Here is a 14,343-nt window from a genome sequence, read left to right as displayed (position 1 = left end):
TTAGCTTAATTTGAGGAAAGTTTAGCGATAGGCTGGGGTATATAGTTTAACTGAGTTGTTAATTCGTCTGAACAATGGAATGACTATGCAATATGACAGCCTTACCAATCATCTTTGCCGCACAGTAGAAGAAAAAATCACTGCGTATAATATTCGATACCAAGCCTACACAACGGTAGGATATAACCCAGTTTGCACCAGGGGATTATTTACCGACGCTTATGATGAAAAACCGAATAACCTGTCATTTCTACTTAAAGACAAGGGTAAGCCTGTAGCGACAGTTAGAGCCAGTATACTGCACCGCCCTGCTGGTTGGATAGATGTTCCCTGTAAAGGGGGCTTTGAGCCTGAATTTGCTGAGCTGGAGAAACAGTATGACACCATTATTGAAATGGGGCGTCTTGCGGTACTCCCAGAAGTACGTGGCATTGAGTCAGTGGCGCCATTAGCCTTGTTTAGTAATATTTATATGATAGACGAACGCTTCGGACGAACTGCGATAGTATGTGGTTCGAGTAAAAAGCATAAACGGTTTTATGAACGTCTGGGTATGAAGAGTCTGTGTAGTTTTGCACCCAGACCAAATACTGCGATAGATCTTACCTTAATGGCTAAAGATCTCGATCTTAATGAATTTATTGGCAGGGGTTATATGGATGAGAAAACAATACGGCGCCTTATTCCAACCTTTCCAAATGAACTCTTTGAACATCCTAGTTATACTGAATGTCAATTAGCATAGGTATTGGTTTATTGCTCTGAACAATTATCAGAGCACTGGGCTATCCCGGTTGTTATAATTGTTGCAAGAGGCGTTTCAAATATAAAAAAGGCGCAAATTTGCGCCTTTTTTATATCGTTGTTATCGGAAAAGATTACATCTTTTTACAGTAAGCCGCGATAATAACCATATTTGTACCAGCAGCTTTACCAGTGATGTGCAGCGGGTTATCGGTTAGTCGGATGCCGCGAACTGCAGTACCTTGTTTAACGACTAGGCTAGAACCTTTTACAGGCAAATCTTTGATAATAGTGACGTTGTCACCAGCCTGTAGTGGGGTACCGTTAACATCTAGAGTTTGTACAGAGTCTAGTTCTTCTGCTGCGATGCCTTTCTCAGCCCACTCAATGGTGTCTTCTTCTAGGTACAGCATATCAAGCAGATCTTGTGCCCATGTTTCAGCAGAAAGGCGCTTTAGCATACGGTAAGCCATAACCTGAACGGCAGGAACTTGGCTCCACATGCTATCGTTCAGACAGCGCCAGTGATTCTGATCCATTGTATCAGCATCTTCAATTTGACCACGGCAAGTGCCACAGACCATTACACAGCTGCCAGCAGTTGTGTCTGGAGAAGCAGGTACTTCATATACGCTTAGGTTGTCTTCAGATGAACAAAGTTCACATTTAGCGTCAGCACGCTGCTTAACGATATTTTCAATAGTCATAAGGGATTGTCCGTAGATTTGTTGTGGGGATATTATGCCAGCATTTTGAGATAAGGGAAGAAATCCTGCTGGAGATCACACTGAATCATCACTCTGACGTATCAAACAGTATAGTAAATGAGCATTCCATCGATTATATATAGATTTGACGCGAGGAGTCATAATGTTGACGTTTTGTTGATGGTGATAATATAACTTAATGTTTTTAAAATATTATAGTCAGCTATGAATTTATTTAGTAAATAGATTTCAAGGGCTATAATGACTTTTTTATTAGTAATAAGTGATAAAATTCTGGCTTTGTGGGTATAACTCTGGATTAATGTAAATAAAAGGCTAAAATTATAAATGCCTTAATTACTATTATAAGTTTTTACCAAGGAATGATGATGAAAAAGGCCGTATATTTACTTTCTGTTCTTGCACTTGCAGGTTGTAACGAAGATGACGTTAAGGATCTGGTAGAAGGTAACACGAAAGTGTTTGCTGTATCGGGAGCCCAGGTAGAAGGTATTAATGGTGTAGATGATGGTTATTATGATCTAGATTACATTACATCGAATACGAGTATCTCCCCAGATGAGATGCCGGTTGGTACTAAACAAGATCTTGAAAACCTCAATATTGACATTGAGGGAGAGACTTGCGGAAGAATTGATATTGGGGATGAAGGCGTCTGTTTCAAAGAAGGGGATAGCTCGAGCTGCGTACCTAGTGAAGTGAAGATGTTAGGTTTGGCTGTATATACTATTGACTTAGATGAAGTAAAAACAGCGGCTGATCATGGCTTCTATCCTAAGCTGGCCTCTGATGTTGGTGGGCTTTTCGTTGATATCGATTTTAAAGAAGTGAGTTGTTCTACGCTCGAGGCACTGTAAGCTTAGTATTGGCTTTACTTTCTTTGATAATACGAAAACCGAACCTGTTTATAGGTTCGGTTTTTTTATCGGTGAATTAACTGTTAGAGGTAGTTAACTCTCTTATATCTTCTTGTTTCATCATTCCTTTTAAGATAATGAGATCACTCGCAATATCTGTCTTATTCATTACGTTACAGGTATCCGTGTCGGTAGATTAGGCACATCTGTACAGCAAGGAATTGTGCATAATGAATATAAAAAAACTATCTGTTGCAGCGTTACTCGTGGCAACAGCAAGCCAGGTTTATGCTTCCGATGTGTCAACGCGAGTGATCGGTGGTAAGCCCTTCGAGCCGGCACCTGAAGAAAATTGGATGGTTTCGCTTCGATATGCTCCGGATAATTTGAAGCATATGTGTGGTGGAACAATCATTGATGAAAATTGGGTTTTGACGGCAGCGCACTGCGTCGTCATGGGCGACTCTACCGACTTATCAACCTATCAGGTACTTGAACCTGGGCATTTAAATATCCTAGCGGGGACATTGGATAGCACAGTTAACGATATGAACTCGTTATATACCGTGACCCATGTTGTGGTTCATCCAGATTATAGCCCGATTGCAGAATATAAAACGGTGCAACGGGCTGACGGAAAGACAGAGACAGAGCTCGTTAATACGGCACTTGATAACGATATTGCCTTGTTAAGGGTTCAGCGCTCATTTGATAATCTGAACGCCATCGCTTTGGCGAGCCCATCTATAAGTGATGATGTCGATTTGAGATTAGGAACAGAGTGGCAGGAAGAAGCGCGGCCCGAAAATACCGTCGTAACAGGTTGGGGGGCGATTGACACAGCCGGTACGGTACTATCTGATGTTTTGCTGGAGGCAAAACTCGCCTTTGTTCCGATGCCTGAGTGTTTCAGTTTGTTGGAATCTGGCGGTGAGTTGAAAGGCATCATTGATAGTCCAGCGAATAATACCAAGATCTGTACACTGCCTCCGAAGATAATTTCAAATGGGGAGGGTGATACTGATGTTTTTGGGCCAGATTCATGCAAAGGTGATAGTGGCGGTCCACTGACCGCACAAAATAATGAAGGAGTATGGGTACAGCTCGGCATTGTTAGTGGCGGCCCAGTAGGAATTCCAGTGTGTGGGGCGCTGAGTCGACCGAGTTTTTATACCCGGGTGGGAACCTATTACGACTGGGTTGAGTCTTATAAGGGGACAGAGCCAAGTAAATCAGTAATTGGCCCTGACTTTATCAAAGAATCTAAAGCTGGCTGTAACCCCAACTCTGGCGGGGTTTCACATACAAACTGTGACATGATTGAACAAGATGGTGGCGGGGTACTGTCTTTGGGATGGTTGCTTTTACTCTCGGTTTTCGGTGTTTACCGGCGCAGGTTTTAATTCTTATTAGCTTAATGCCATATCATTGACCAATATCCCAAAAGCCACCGAAAGGTGGCTTTGCTATTTGTTTGAGTCTATCTCCAACGAGAAAGGTTATCGACGAAATGTGACCATTTCGCTGGTATCGCCTAGCATGATTTGGGTTGTTGCCGGTTGAGTCTGGGCAATTACATTACCATGGCGAACTGAGTAACGAACCGGTACCTGACGGCGCACAGCATCAAAGCCACTATCTGCAGGCAGAATAAGCAGGCTGCCAGGCTTGCCTTCCTCAATACCATAATGGTCCTGAATGTTTAGAGTATGAGCAGAGTTGCGACTGATTAAATCTAGAGAGCCGTTAATTTGCTCGTATCCCATCACCTGGCAAACATGCAGCCCCATATGTAGAACCTGCATCATATTTGCTGTACCTAGTGGATACCAAGGGTCAAAGATATCGTCATGGCCAAAGCAGACATTGATGTTTGATGCCAACATCTCTTTTACACGAGTGATTCCACGACGCTTCGGGTAGTCGTCAAAGCGGCCCTGAAGGTGAATATTAACCAGTGGGTTAGCGACAAAATTGATACCGGACATTTTTAATAGTCGGAACAGGCGAGATGCATAAGCGCCGTTGTAAGAGTGCATCGCTGTTGTATGGCTAGCCGTTACTTTGTCACCCATCTCAAATTTGTGCGCCAGCGCAGCCAGGGTTTCGACAAAGCGAGACTGCTCGTCATCGATTTCGTCACAGTGCACATCGATTAGGCGGTCATATTTTCGTGCCAGCTCAAAGATATAATGCAGAGATTCAACACCGTATTCTCGAGTGAACTCAAAGTGTGGGATCGCGCCGATAACATCAGCACCTAGCGTCACCGCTTCTTCCAGCAATTCTTTGCCATTCGGGTATGAAAGGATACCTTCTTGCGGGAAAGCAACGATTTGGATATCGACCCATTCTTTCATCTCCTCCTTTACTTCAAGCATTGCTTTTAGTGCCGTAAGGGTAGGGTCCGAGACATCGACATGTGTTCGAACATGTTGAATACCGTTAGCAATTTGCCACTTTAGCGTTTGTTTGGCCCGGCTCTTGACGTCTTCGATGGAAAGCATAGATTTACGTTCTGCCCAGCGTTCGATACCTTCGAATAACGTACCTGAGATATTCCAGCTAGGCTCACCCGCAGTTTGGGTCGTATCCAGATGAACATGGGGTTCGCAGAATGGTGGAATGGCCATACCACCTTCACCGTCGAGGACCTCCCCCTCAAACTTCATAGCTTCGTCCATTGATGCAATTGTTTTGAACTGACCGTTTTCGATCAGGATTTGATGCAGGCCTTCCTTGCCGCGAAGAGTAATATTTTGAATCAGCATATCTGAGGTTTGCATCTTATTTATCCTTATGCGTTTGCTGTTACAGCGCCGGTTTCACGGTTCAGAAGAGGGGTAAGAACAAGGTAGCTAATTGCACCGCCAAGTACTGCGTTCAATGGAACGATACCAGGTAGGAGGTGGCCTGACGCCACACCAACCGCTACACCGATGATTGCCGCCCAGTTAACTGTTTTGAATTCAGCGTTCGAGAAATCTTTGTAACGATGACGGTTTTTCAAGAAATCTGCAATGATAATACCGCCGATTGGTGGAATTGCAGCTGATAAGAAGGTTAACCATCCGACAAAGTTATTGTATAGCCATAGCGCACATAGTGTACCTATGACACCGTTTGCCATAGATAGGTATTTGCTTGAGATACCAGTTACATTTGAGAAGCCAAGTCCGGATGCATATAGGGCATTGTCATTCGTGGTCCAGATATTTAAGCCAAGCACAATGACGGCTGGAATAAGTAGCCCCTGCGCTATCATTACTTCTGAAATATCTGATTGGCCTGTTGCGGCGGCTCCAGCAGCACCAAAGATAAACATCAGCGAATTACCAATGAAGAAGGCAATCATGGTAACAAAAACGGCCCCTACAGGTTTCTTGCCAAAGCGGACAAAGTCAGCGGTTAACGTACCGGCAGAGACGAAAGAGCCTACAACTAAAGCCAGTGCCGTCGAGGACTCAATAGGATTCTCAGGCGAAATAGCTTTAAGTCCATCAATACCTCCTGAGCTACCAATAGCCTCAAAGACGGAATATCCACCAAGCAGGGCTATGGCAGGAACAGCAATTGCGGATAGAACCATCAGAGCAGAGATGCCGAAGTACACGGTAGCAGTCATCAACAGGCCGGATACAGCAATCAGAATGTTGGTATCAACCCCGGTTGCCTTGTGAACAGGAATGGCAAACATTGCGACGCCAACACCGAACCAGCCGACTTGAGTTCCACCGAGAAGAAGAGAAGGGAGCCAGGAGCCTTTAGAGCCAAAAGAGAAACGGGCAAGAAGATGGGTAGAAAGACCAGAAGATGCGCCGATGTAGCCGAGGAAAGAAGTGTAAATGCCGAGGATCAAGTTACCAATGAGAACAGCGAGGAAGAAATCATCATAGGAGAGGCCGGTACCAAGAGTTCCTCCTGTCCACATACTGGCCGAAAAAAAGGTTAATCCCAGCATAACCATTGTAAGAGAAACAACCCCTTTACGTGCCGACTGCGGCACAGGCCCAAGACTGTAGTTATTATCGCCAGCCATCATACACCTCGAAACAATGTCAAAAAATAAATTAATGCCAACTTGAAGGCAAACGGCGCGTATTTTATTGATTGTAAAAGAGCTGTCAATTGGTATTTTTGTTGGTTTGTGGTTTAAATGTTTTATTTGTTGTTTTTGTCCTTTAAATTCAGTTAGTTGGTATGTGGTACTGGTTTTTTATATTGATAGAAAACGATTGCATAGGCTGGGTTTATTTTTGTTGGTATGGTTATATAAGAAAAGCGTATGCTAATACTGTAAAATTAAAGATAAGCTATCTGGTAGGGTGGGTTTTCTGTTGGGAAAGGCAGCGGGTGGTTAATGTTTGCGCTAAATAAGTGTGGGTAAGTCTATTATGCGAAATTGAGTTGCAGTTATATTGGTTTTTGAGGTGGCCTCATGTGAAGTCGCCAAAAATGAAGGTTTTTCAATGTGGGAATAGGTGTTCAATTCTGCTTTGTTTAACTGGGGATAAGTTGTTTATCCACAGAAGCTGTGAATAACTCTGTGGGAAATGCTGGAAGGCTAAGAGCCATGCTGGATTCACTAAAGTCAATAGCGTGAATCATGAAAAAACCATGTAATCTCAGCGAGATTGATTTAGTTCAAGATCGAAAAAAGGCCAATAATTTTTTGAAATAATGGTGTCATGACAGTTCATTTTCGAGCCAATTCGCGAACTCAAGTAGTTCAGTATGATTGGCGCTGAAGTCAACCATCATCGTGCAGATAACCGGCATGACGGATTTTGCTTGATAAGGATAACCAATTAATCTGTTGGCGAAGTTGTTGAATAGTGCACAGTAGCGTTGACTTGAATGGCATTGGATATGAATGATGGTTCCTTGAACGACTTGAAGGGTAAGGGTTACTTTCCCCCATGAAAAACGCCCTTTGATTTGGCGGCAAAATTTAGGCGACTGGCCATAGTTCCAGTCCCAGCTTGAAATAAAATGCAGCTTTTCACCTAAGCCTGGAAGAGGAGGGAGGGGGTTAATCTGTATATATTGAGTATCAACTTCGCAACCATAATTTCTACAAAAGGCATTAACTAATTCTCGCTGTAATACAGCGTGTGTAATCGTAGCGTTAAGCTCGCTCAAATTCGAATAGTTGTCGATTACGTCTGATAATGCCCTTGCATGATTACTTGTCATATACTCGTCAACAACAGATAAATTAGTGTTCACTCTTATTGTGGAATGAATAAGTGTATTGTCACCGACAGTGATGCTCGTTGTATTTGAAATTTTCCGATTATTGGCAACAATTTCTTTTTGTTGGGCAATACTGGCGTTTATCTTCAAGGAAGTGAGCAGTCTTTGTAAAATAGCTTCAATATTACTCAAACTCAATTGTTCTGTACTTCCCATCAGAGAAAAGTTTGTATGACCCGGATCCTGATAGATCGCGCCTCCCGGTGTTTGCCGACGAACGATACTGACGTGATTTTGATGGGCATGTCTAGTATTGCATATATTCCACGGGTTCTGATCTCGGCCAATATTGATTGACTGACGATTTTGCCAGATGAACAAAACTAGCTTATTTTTTTCAATATTATCAAAGGTTATTTCTTCAATAGCTTGGTTAAACCACGGATTCTGTGATTGTGATAAGTAGGCCTGTAGTTCCATCTGGATGTCTTGTTTTTTGTACAGATGGCACATTCTATGACATAAGGTTGAAGTTTCATATTGTTTTGTTTGTGGTTGGAGGAGAGGTTTATCGCTAAAAAGCGTGATTCATGCAGTTAAGAAAACCACTTTCTTGGGTATATTCCTGTTATGTGTAAGGATGCTTAGGGGGGGATGTGATTGAGGTATGATTTGGCTATCTACGGCCTTTTTTCTTCATCTGATTCTGCAAGTTTCCACTTTATTTTGTTTAAATTCCAAGCAATCACTTGAACGGGCAGTGTTATTTATATTGATGTTGACTCTTGTCATTGAACTGGGTGTGAATATTGATAATAATGAGAATTGTTTTTATTTTGGTGTTGTGTTTGTGTCTCATATTCTTGTTGTTGATGACGACGTTCAGCTATGTGAATTGTTAAAAGAAGTATTGGCCGAAGAAGGCTACGATGTTCATTGTGAACACTGTGGTGAAAGCGGTCTTGCGTATATGCAGAATAATGCTATCGATCTTGTATTGCTTGATGTCATGCTACCAAATATTGATGGCTTACAGGTTGCTCGTCGTATTTGCCAACGATTTGCTACACCGATTTTGATGCTAACGGCGCTGGGCGATGAGCCTTCAATGTTAGAAGGTTTGCAGGCAGGAGCTGATCAATATATCGCAAAACCTTTTCGGGTTCCTGAGTTGCTAGCCAGAATCACAGTAATCTTGCGCCGGGTTGGCTTGGAGCGGCAGCGGCAAAGTTCGAACCATTGCCAATCGGATCTGACGCAGCAAATAGCACGGATTCCTTTAACTGGAACAGAAACTGAATTGCTCGAATATTTGATTAAACACCATGGTGTCGTTGTGTCTAAAGCAGAGCTACAGAAGCAGGTGTTAAAGAAAGAGCTGAGCCCGTTTGATCGTAATTTAGATATGCATATCAGTAATATTCGGCGAAAGATGGTGCAAAGTGGGTTGTCCAAACAGCATATAAAAACAGTACGCGGAAAAGGTTATAGTTTTCTGGAATCAGTCGGTGTTAGCTGAGATCTGGGTAACCGAAGGTTGATCATAAGTGGTAAAGAAGTGGCGCTAAAAGCGCCACTGCTTTTTTTATTTACTATACGAACTAGCGATGTTATCAATACGCTGATTCGCACGCATAGCTTCTTGGTAAGCAGCGTCAGAAGCCGCTCGTGCATCATTAACGGCACCTGCCATTTGGTCTTGCTGACTTTGCAGAGCTCCTACCTGATCAGAGAGCATATCGACTTTATTCGTGAGCTGCTGCATTTGATCAACTTCATCTGAGCTTGAACACCCAATAAGTGTCGCACTCAGAATAATACCGGTAAGGATAGATAATGAACGGTTCATTTTTCTTTCTTCTCCTTTGTTTGCCACTACAGACCGAGTGTTAAAAGTTTCAGTCGGCAGAATTAGTATGGCATAAGTTGCTCAAATTGCTTCATCTTCCACCAATTTATCATTAAAAAAGCTCTCTCATAATCGAGAAACTGGCTCAGTTAGCTTTAAAAACCTAAGTTTCGAGCATCAAGACGATTTGGCTAATAGGCGATCAATCGCATCAACTAATAAGGCCGGATTCAAGGTATGCTGTACTTTTTCAACTAGCGTACCGTCTGGTTTGAGGAAATAAAAATAGGAGCTGTGGTCGACGGCATACTCAAGGGCAGAACCTTCAAGCTCTGTACGCATATAGAGCACGCCATATTTCTCGGCTAATCCTTTTGTTTGCGCTGTTGTACCTGTCATTCCAATAATATTTTTGTGAAAGTACTGGGCGTACTCGGCGCTTTTTTCTGGGGTATCTCGTTCCGGATCCAAGGTAATAAAAATCGGCCAGAGCTGGGCAAGTTTTTCCGGTGTGAGTTCTTGCAGCGCTGCGGAAAGAACTGCCAGTGATGTAGGGCAGACATCTGGGCAATGAGTATAGCCAAAGTAAATTACTCGTAGACGTGAGTCTTCCTGATCATACAGATCGATGGCTTGCTTACCGGTTTCCAGAATATTAATTGGATAACTTGGAGTCGCTGCTGTCGGATCTTGGGAGTCAACAACATAGCGAGTTATTAAGCCGGCCGTAAGGGCTAAGGCAAGTACAATCCACTGAAATTTCACTTGATCATCCTTAATGAAACGTTAATAGGTTCAATCTTAACTGAATTGGAATCGGGTTTAATACTACCTTGCCAAGTCATCTCTTCGGAGGTGCAGAAAGGTAGCATTAGATTACCTGAAAAATGGCCGTTTAGTGTTCGGGTTAATTTTAGTTTATAAACCCCCATCATCATCTCGTGGCCTTCAAGTGAGAGTATTAAGCTATCGGTATTTTGAGGAATGTCAGGCCATGAAACACTAACTTCAGCGGATTGCATAGGGTGAATAACATCATTGCTGAGAGTTACAATCGCGTGATTCTGTTCACAAGCTTTAGTACTAAGTTGACAATAGTCAATAATCTTTTGCGGTTCATCATTTTTCCCGCCAGATAATCCCATGAGTTGGTAACCACCCCAGGCGAGAGCTAGTGTGAGTACACAATTGGTTATTACTGACCATTTTTTTTTGTTAGGCATTAATACTTGAGCTGTGGTTGTAAAGGGTCTGTTAATAATACCATTGCTGATTTTTAATCAATTGGCTAACAGTTTTTTTTGTGAGGAGGGTTGGTTAAAGAAGTTGGAAGTTATCATCTTGCCCCCAAACAAATAGGGCAAGATGATAATAGATTGGCTATTTATCTGCGATTTTCTCCAGACCCCAGACAATGCCGATACCCATTAGCATTGCAACAACGGCATATCCGAGCAGCGCGGGCTGGCCAGTAATTTGTTCAAAGCTGAATGGTGATAAGTTCTGTTCTACAAGTGGAACCTGAACACCACTTGAGTTTGTACGCCAGGTGAGGGTTTCTTTCCATGGCCAGATTTTACTGAGTGTACCGATCATTAACCCTGTCAGGAAGGTCAGGGCAATATCACGATAGTGGCGTAATACCCATGATAAGAGATGAGAAAAGGTCAGTAGGCCTATCACACAGCCCGAAGCGAAAATGGCAAGAGTGAAAATATCCAGTGACTTGGCCGCAGCAAGAATAGGCCCATACATGCCAAGCAGTAGCAGGATAAAGCTTCCTGAAATGCCTGGTAAGATCATGGCGCAAATAGCGATAGAGCCTGCAATCAGTATATTGAAAGATGTTGGCTCTAGGTTAAGCGGGTGCAAAACGGTAATACCGTAAGCAAAAAAGGCACCAGCAGCAACAGAAACAAAGCGAGAGACTTTCCAGAACTCGATTTGTTTAAACATATGGTTCACCGAAACAATGATCAGTCCGAAGAAAAAAGACCATAAAGGGATCGGATGGGTATGTAACATCCAGGTAATTAAACGAGCGAGGGTGAAAATACTGGTAAGGATGCCTGACAACAGCAAGATCAGAAATGTCCCGTTGATATGCTCGAAAGCCGCTTTGAAGCCTTGTTGGCGCCAAATACCGATTAAACTTGGATTTACGCGACGAATACTTTCAAGCAAGGTGTCATAAATCCCAGTGATAAAAGCGATGGTACCACCGGAAACGCCGGGTACAACGTCGGCCGCTCCCATTGCCATGCCTTTTAAAAAGGTAAAAACTTTACTCATGGTTTTCCGTAATGTTGTTGATTGAACATCTAAATTTGCAGGCATTATAACCCGTCGAAGTGAAAAAAAAGTGTTTTTTTATCATTCCGCAGCAAATGACTTTAACTCTGATAGAGAGTTGATCGTTTTTGGGTGCTTACTAATTAAATCTTTATTATTAATGATTTACAATTTACCGATAAACATGGGAACTATACCAATTACACATTTTTTTTACCTTGGCCTGCGTATCCTCTGTTCTCTCTAAAATGGGTATAACTGAGTGTGTCTGAGAGCTAATGAGTCAGCGTTTATTAAAATTTGGTGTGGTAGGGGGGATAGGTTTTATCGTTGATGTCGCCTCTATGACATTACTGTCTTTGTTTTTGCCTGTTATACCTGCGCGCGCAGGTGCATTCTGGATTGCTGCAACGGCAACATGGTGGTTTAACCGCCGTTTTACGTTCGAGGGAACCGATACTCGTGCGCCTGTGAAGCAGTGGGGGAGGTTTTTACTTTGTGCCAGCATTGGTTTTGTACCAAACTGGGGATGCTACTGGATACTGATTGAGTGGGTTAATAATGAATGGATCATGCAACTAGCGGGAAGTTATGGTTTGTTGCTATGGTCGCTAATTGCAATGATCCCTGGAGTCCTACTCGGTATGCTTGCAAACTTTACTCTGGCTAATCGCTGGGTATTTCTTCCTGCGCCAGAGTGATTTCTGCCGTACATCCACCAGATTCATTGTTGTAATGGGTTAATTTCCAACCATATTTACGGCAGATGTCATTGGCAATCAACAGCCCGAGCCCATAGCCTTCGACGCCTCGCGGTTTTGCACCGAGCCCAATACCGCTATCTATGACCTTGATGGATTGAGGGCTTACATCGAGTGTTACATATCCTTCCTCGGTACAGGCATACGCATTTTTAATTAGGTTACCCAGCAAAATCTTGAGTACTGTTTCGGGGACCTTGACCATGGTTTCTTCAGTTAAGTGTACGTTCCATTCTACCGGTTTGCCCCTGAGCAGGTGGGCGTGCTCAGACATGATCGTATTCATTTCCTCAGTAGTGAGTGTACGAGAGGTGAGGTTTGCGGTGTTTTCTTCACGAGTTAGCGAGAGTAAGGTTGTGACAAGATCGTTCATCTCATTGCTGGCATGCAGTAAACGCTGCCGCTGTTTTTCTACAAACTCCGGCTCATTGGATTGACCAAGTAATGAAATAGAGCCTTTCATAACCATAAGCGGGCTGCGAAGCTCGTGACTGGCGTAGCGGTTAAAGGAACGCTCTCGCTCTATGAGTTGGTGGATGCGTGACGAATATTTGTTAAAGCTGTGGACCAACTGCAAAAGCTCTTTGGAAACGATGCCTTTTGGCCTTGATATGGGAGACAAATCGTTCGGTGAGCGATTTTCAAGCTCATCAGCCAAGTGTGACAGAGGATTGGTAAGCCTGTCGGAGATGCGCAAAACAACAATTAAACTAATCAATATGAGCACAAATGAGATGGTGAGCTGCTTGGCTTGGTTTAAAAAAATCTGCTCTTCGCTTGATTCATAAATATCATCAAAATAGAGGAAATAGACAATTTTAGGTGTGTTTTTAATTGCCATTTCCGTTTTCATAATAAAGTATTCAGTGTCGTCACCTTCCACTCTTTTGAGCTCGGTAGCCTTATCACTGGGTAAGCTATCTGGAAGGTCGAGCCTAGAAGGTAATTGTTCTTTTCCAATGTAGGCATGACTAAAGGGTGGAATGGCAACATTCAAAACATCATTTTCGTCGAATACTTCTTTTGCGACTTCTTTAGCATGGTTGAGGCGATTATTGGCATTCAGTTGCTCAAAGTCTTCTAGTGTCGCGTCCAGCAAAGAAAAATGTATGGCAATGATCGCAAAGGCAACGATCGAAAAATAAGTGAAGGTGAGTTGCTTGGCACTTTTGACGTTAGTTTTTTTACTCACTTGCTTTCCTCTGCGACTAACTGATAGCCAACTTTAGGGACCGTTCTGATATAAGCATGTTGGAAAGGCTTGTCTATCTGGTGTCTGAGCTGGTAAATATGGCTTCTGAGTACGTTTCCTTCGGGCTCATCTTCTCCCCATAAAGTGGAGATCAGTTCTTCCTTCGTCACGGTTTTGGGGGCGCGCGCCATTAACAATTTCAAAATGGTAAACAGTGTCGGATTCAGGGAAAACTGACATTCATTCCGTTTTGCCACGTGGCTACTAAGATCCAGCTCAAGTTTACCAAAAGTGAGTATGTTCGTAGCGGTATCGCCAGAGCGGCGACGTGTAAGTGCTTTGATCCTGGCATTGAGAATGTCCAGGTCAAAGGGTTTGACTAAATAATCATCTGCACCATGGCCGAAGCCTTCAAGGGTATCTTCCCGTGTGTCTCGAGCCGTTAACATTAAAATTGGTGTGTCGACACCATGCTCTCTTAGTTTTTGGCAAACAGTAAAGCCATCCATTCGGGGCAGCATTACGTCCAGAATGATCAGATCGTAATGATTGCTACACCCTAAGTCGTATCCTTGCTGCCCATTGCTGGCGTAATCCAAGGTGTATCCCTTGATTTCAAAGAAATCAAAAATAACGCCTGCAATGTCTTGATGGTCTTCGATTAATAGCAACTTCATGTGATTTTATCATCCGATAGATAGAAACAGCATCAATATGATGGCAC

The 14,343-nt window shown here is 43.0% G+C and carries 15 protein-coding genes; 5 read left to right on the top strand and 10 right to left on the bottom strand.

Annotated features, from left to right (window positions below; genetic code table 11):
- The first annotated feature begins 85 nt into the window (after nucleotides 1–85).
- On the top strand, nucleotides 86–745 hold the full coding sequence (locus tag MD588_RS14145) for an N-acyl amino acid synthase FeeM domain-containing protein (protein ID WP_265698013.1): 660 nt from the start codon (nucleotides 86–88) through the stop codon (nucleotides 743–745).
- Nucleotides 746–878: 133 nt separating this feature from the next.
- Here MD588_RS14145 and MD588_RS14140 read toward each other — a convergent pair whose 3' ends face one another.
- Nucleotides 879–1,451, bottom strand: a complete 573-nt coding sequence (locus tag MD588_RS14140; RefSeq protein WP_265698012.1) for a PhnA domain-containing protein — start codon at nucleotides 1,449–1,451, stop codon at nucleotides 879–881.
- A gap of 389 nt (nucleotides 1,452–1,840) precedes the next feature.
- Between MD588_RS14140 and MD588_RS14135 the strand changes: the two genes are divergently transcribed.
- A complete protein-coding gene (locus MD588_RS14135) occupies nucleotides 1,841–2,329 on the top strand; it encodes a hypothetical protein (protein ID WP_265698010.1) in 489 nt (162 codons plus the stop codon).
- A 230-nt stretch (nucleotides 2,330–2,559) separates the two neighbouring features.
- Nucleotides 2,560–3,732 carry a S1 family peptidase gene (locus MD588_RS14130; RefSeq protein WP_265698009.1) on the top strand — a complete coding sequence of 391 codons (1,173 nt, stop codon included), beginning with the start codon at nucleotides 2,560–2,562 and terminating at the stop codon, nucleotides 3,730–3,732.
- A 96-nt stretch (nucleotides 3,733–3,828) separates the two neighbouring features.
- Here the strand turns inward: MD588_RS14130 and MD588_RS14125 are convergent, their stop codons facing one another.
- From MD588_RS14125 to MD588_RS14115, 3 genes are all read right to left on the bottom strand, one after another.
- The gene (locus tag MD588_RS14125; protein WP_265698008.1) at nucleotides 3,829–5,115 is read right to left on the bottom strand and encodes a cytosine deaminase; all 1,287 of its coding nucleotides are present in this window, start codon (nucleotides 5,113–5,115) and stop codon (nucleotides 3,829–3,831) included.
- An 11-nt stretch (nucleotides 5,116–5,126) separates the two neighbouring features.
- Entirely contained in the window at nucleotides 5,127–6,368 is a 1,242-nt protein-coding gene (gene codB, locus MD588_RS14120) for a cytosine permease (protein ID WP_265698007.1), read from the bottom strand.
- 647 nt (nucleotides 6,369–7,015) lie between these two features.
- A complete protein-coding gene (locus MD588_RS14115; RefSeq protein WP_265698006.1) occupies nucleotides 7,016–8,005 on the bottom strand; it encodes a lipoyl protein ligase domain-containing protein in 990 nt (329 codons plus the stop codon).
- Nucleotides 8,006–8,375: 370 nt separating this feature from the next.
- Between MD588_RS14115 and MD588_RS14110 the strand changes: the two genes are divergently transcribed.
- Nucleotides 8,376–9,044, top strand: coding sequence for a response regulator transcription factor (locus tag MD588_RS14110; RefSeq protein ID WP_265698081.1), 669 nt, complete (start codon nucleotides 8,376–8,378; stop codon nucleotides 9,042–9,044).
- A gap of 66 nt (nucleotides 9,045–9,110) precedes the next feature.
- Here the strand turns inward: MD588_RS14110 and MD588_RS14105 are convergent, their stop codons facing one another.
- From MD588_RS14105 to MD588_RS14090, 4 genes are all read right to left on the bottom strand, one after another.
- Entirely contained in the window at nucleotides 9,111–9,374 is a 264-nt protein-coding gene (locus tag MD588_RS14105) for an Lpp/OprI family alanine-zipper lipoprotein (RefSeq protein ID WP_036821101.1), read from the bottom strand.
- Between the two features lie 177 nt (nucleotides 9,375–9,551).
- On the bottom strand, nucleotides 9,552–10,139 hold the full coding sequence (locus MD588_RS14100; RefSeq protein ID WP_265698005.1) for an SCO family protein: 588 nt from the start codon (nucleotides 10,137–10,139) through the stop codon (nucleotides 9,552–9,554).
- Nucleotides 10,136–10,519 (bottom strand): hypothetical protein, encoded by a 384-nt coding sequence (locus MD588_RS14095; RefSeq protein WP_265698004.1) that lies wholly within the window; start codon nucleotides 10,517–10,519, stop codon nucleotides 10,136–10,138. Before MD588_RS14095 ends, MD588_RS14100 begins: the two co-directional genes overlap by 4 nt.
- Before the next feature lie 235 nt (nucleotides 10,520–10,754).
- The gene (locus MD588_RS14090) at nucleotides 10,755–11,666 is read right to left on the bottom strand and encodes a DUF368 domain-containing protein (RefSeq protein WP_265698003.1); all 912 of its coding nucleotides are present in this window, start codon (nucleotides 11,664–11,666) and stop codon (nucleotides 10,755–10,757) included.
- Between the two features lie 278 nt (nucleotides 11,667–11,944).
- Between MD588_RS14090 and MD588_RS14085 the strand changes: the two genes are divergently transcribed.
- Nucleotides 11,945–12,367 (top strand): GtrA family protein, encoded by a 423-nt coding sequence (locus tag MD588_RS14085; RefSeq protein ID WP_265698002.1) that lies wholly within the window; start codon nucleotides 11,945–11,947, stop codon nucleotides 12,365–12,367.
- Here MD588_RS14085 and MD588_RS14080 read toward each other — a convergent pair.
- Both MD588_RS14080 and MD588_RS14075 read right to left on the bottom strand, forming a co-directional pair.
- Nucleotides 12,333–13,619 carry a sensor histidine kinase gene (locus MD588_RS14080; RefSeq protein WP_265698001.1) on the bottom strand — a complete coding sequence of 429 codons (1,287 nt, stop codon included), beginning with the start codon at nucleotides 13,617–13,619 and terminating at the stop codon, nucleotides 12,333–12,335. The two genes, MD588_RS14085 and MD588_RS14080, sit on opposite strands and share 35 nt — an antisense overlap.
- Nucleotides 13,616–14,296 (bottom strand): response regulator transcription factor, encoded by a 681-nt coding sequence (locus MD588_RS14075; RefSeq protein ID WP_265698000.1) that lies wholly within the window; start codon nucleotides 14,294–14,296, stop codon nucleotides 13,616–13,618. Before MD588_RS14075 ends, MD588_RS14080 begins: the two co-directional genes overlap by 4 nt.
- Nucleotides 14,297–14,343 lie beyond the last annotated feature (47 nt).

Origin of the sequence: Photobacterium obscurum (assembly GCF_026191635.1) — a bacterium.
Classification (GTDB): Bacteria; Pseudomonadota; Gammaproteobacteria; order Enterobacterales; family Vibrionaceae; genus Photobacterium; species Photobacterium obscurum.
This window is presented reverse-complemented; position numbering and strand designations above follow the sequence as displayed.

Coding starts and splice junctions, on each gene's coding strand:
- MD588_RS14145 (WP_265698013.1), top strand. CDS start 86: ATGCAATATGACAGCCTTACCAATCATCTTTGCCGCACAGTAGAAGAA.
- MD588_RS14140 (WP_265698012.1), bottom strand. CDS start 1,451: ATGACTATTGAAAATATCGTTAAGCAGCGTGCTGACGCTAAATGTGAA.
- MD588_RS14135 (WP_265698010.1), top strand. CDS start 1,841: ATGAAAAAGGCCGTATATTTACTTTCTGTTCTTGCACTTGCAGGTTGT.
- MD588_RS14130 (WP_265698009.1), top strand. CDS start 2,560: ATGAATATAAAAAAACTATCTGTTGCAGCGTTACTCGTGGCAACAGCA.
- MD588_RS14125 (WP_265698008.1), bottom strand. CDS start 5,115: ATGCAAACCTCAGATATGCTGATTCAAAATATTACTCTTCGCGGCAAG.
- codB (WP_265698007.1), bottom strand. CDS start 6,368: ATGGCTGGCGATAATAACTACAGTCTTGGGCCTGTGCCGCAGTCGGCA.
- MD588_RS14115 (WP_265698006.1), bottom strand. CDS start 8,005: ATGGAACTACAGGCCTACTTATCACAATCACAGAATCCGTGGTTTAAC.
- MD588_RS14105 (WP_036821101.1), bottom strand. CDS start 9,374: ATGAACCGTTCATTATCTATCCTTACCGGTATTATTCTGAGTGCGACA.
- MD588_RS14095 (WP_265698004.1), bottom strand. CDS start 10,519: ATGGGATTATCTGGCGGGAAAAATGATGAACCGCAAAAGATTATTGAC.
- MD588_RS14090 (WP_265698003.1), bottom strand. CDS start 11,666: ATGAGTAAAGTTTTTACCTTTTTAAAAGGCATGGCAATGGGAGCGGCC.
- MD588_RS14085 (WP_265698002.1), top strand. CDS start 11,945: ATGAGTCAGCGTTTATTAAAATTTGGTGTGGTAGGGGGGATAGGTTTT.
- MD588_RS14075 (WP_265698000.1), bottom strand. CDS start 14,296: ATGAAGTTGCTATTAATCGAAGACCATCAAGACATTGCAGGCGTTATT.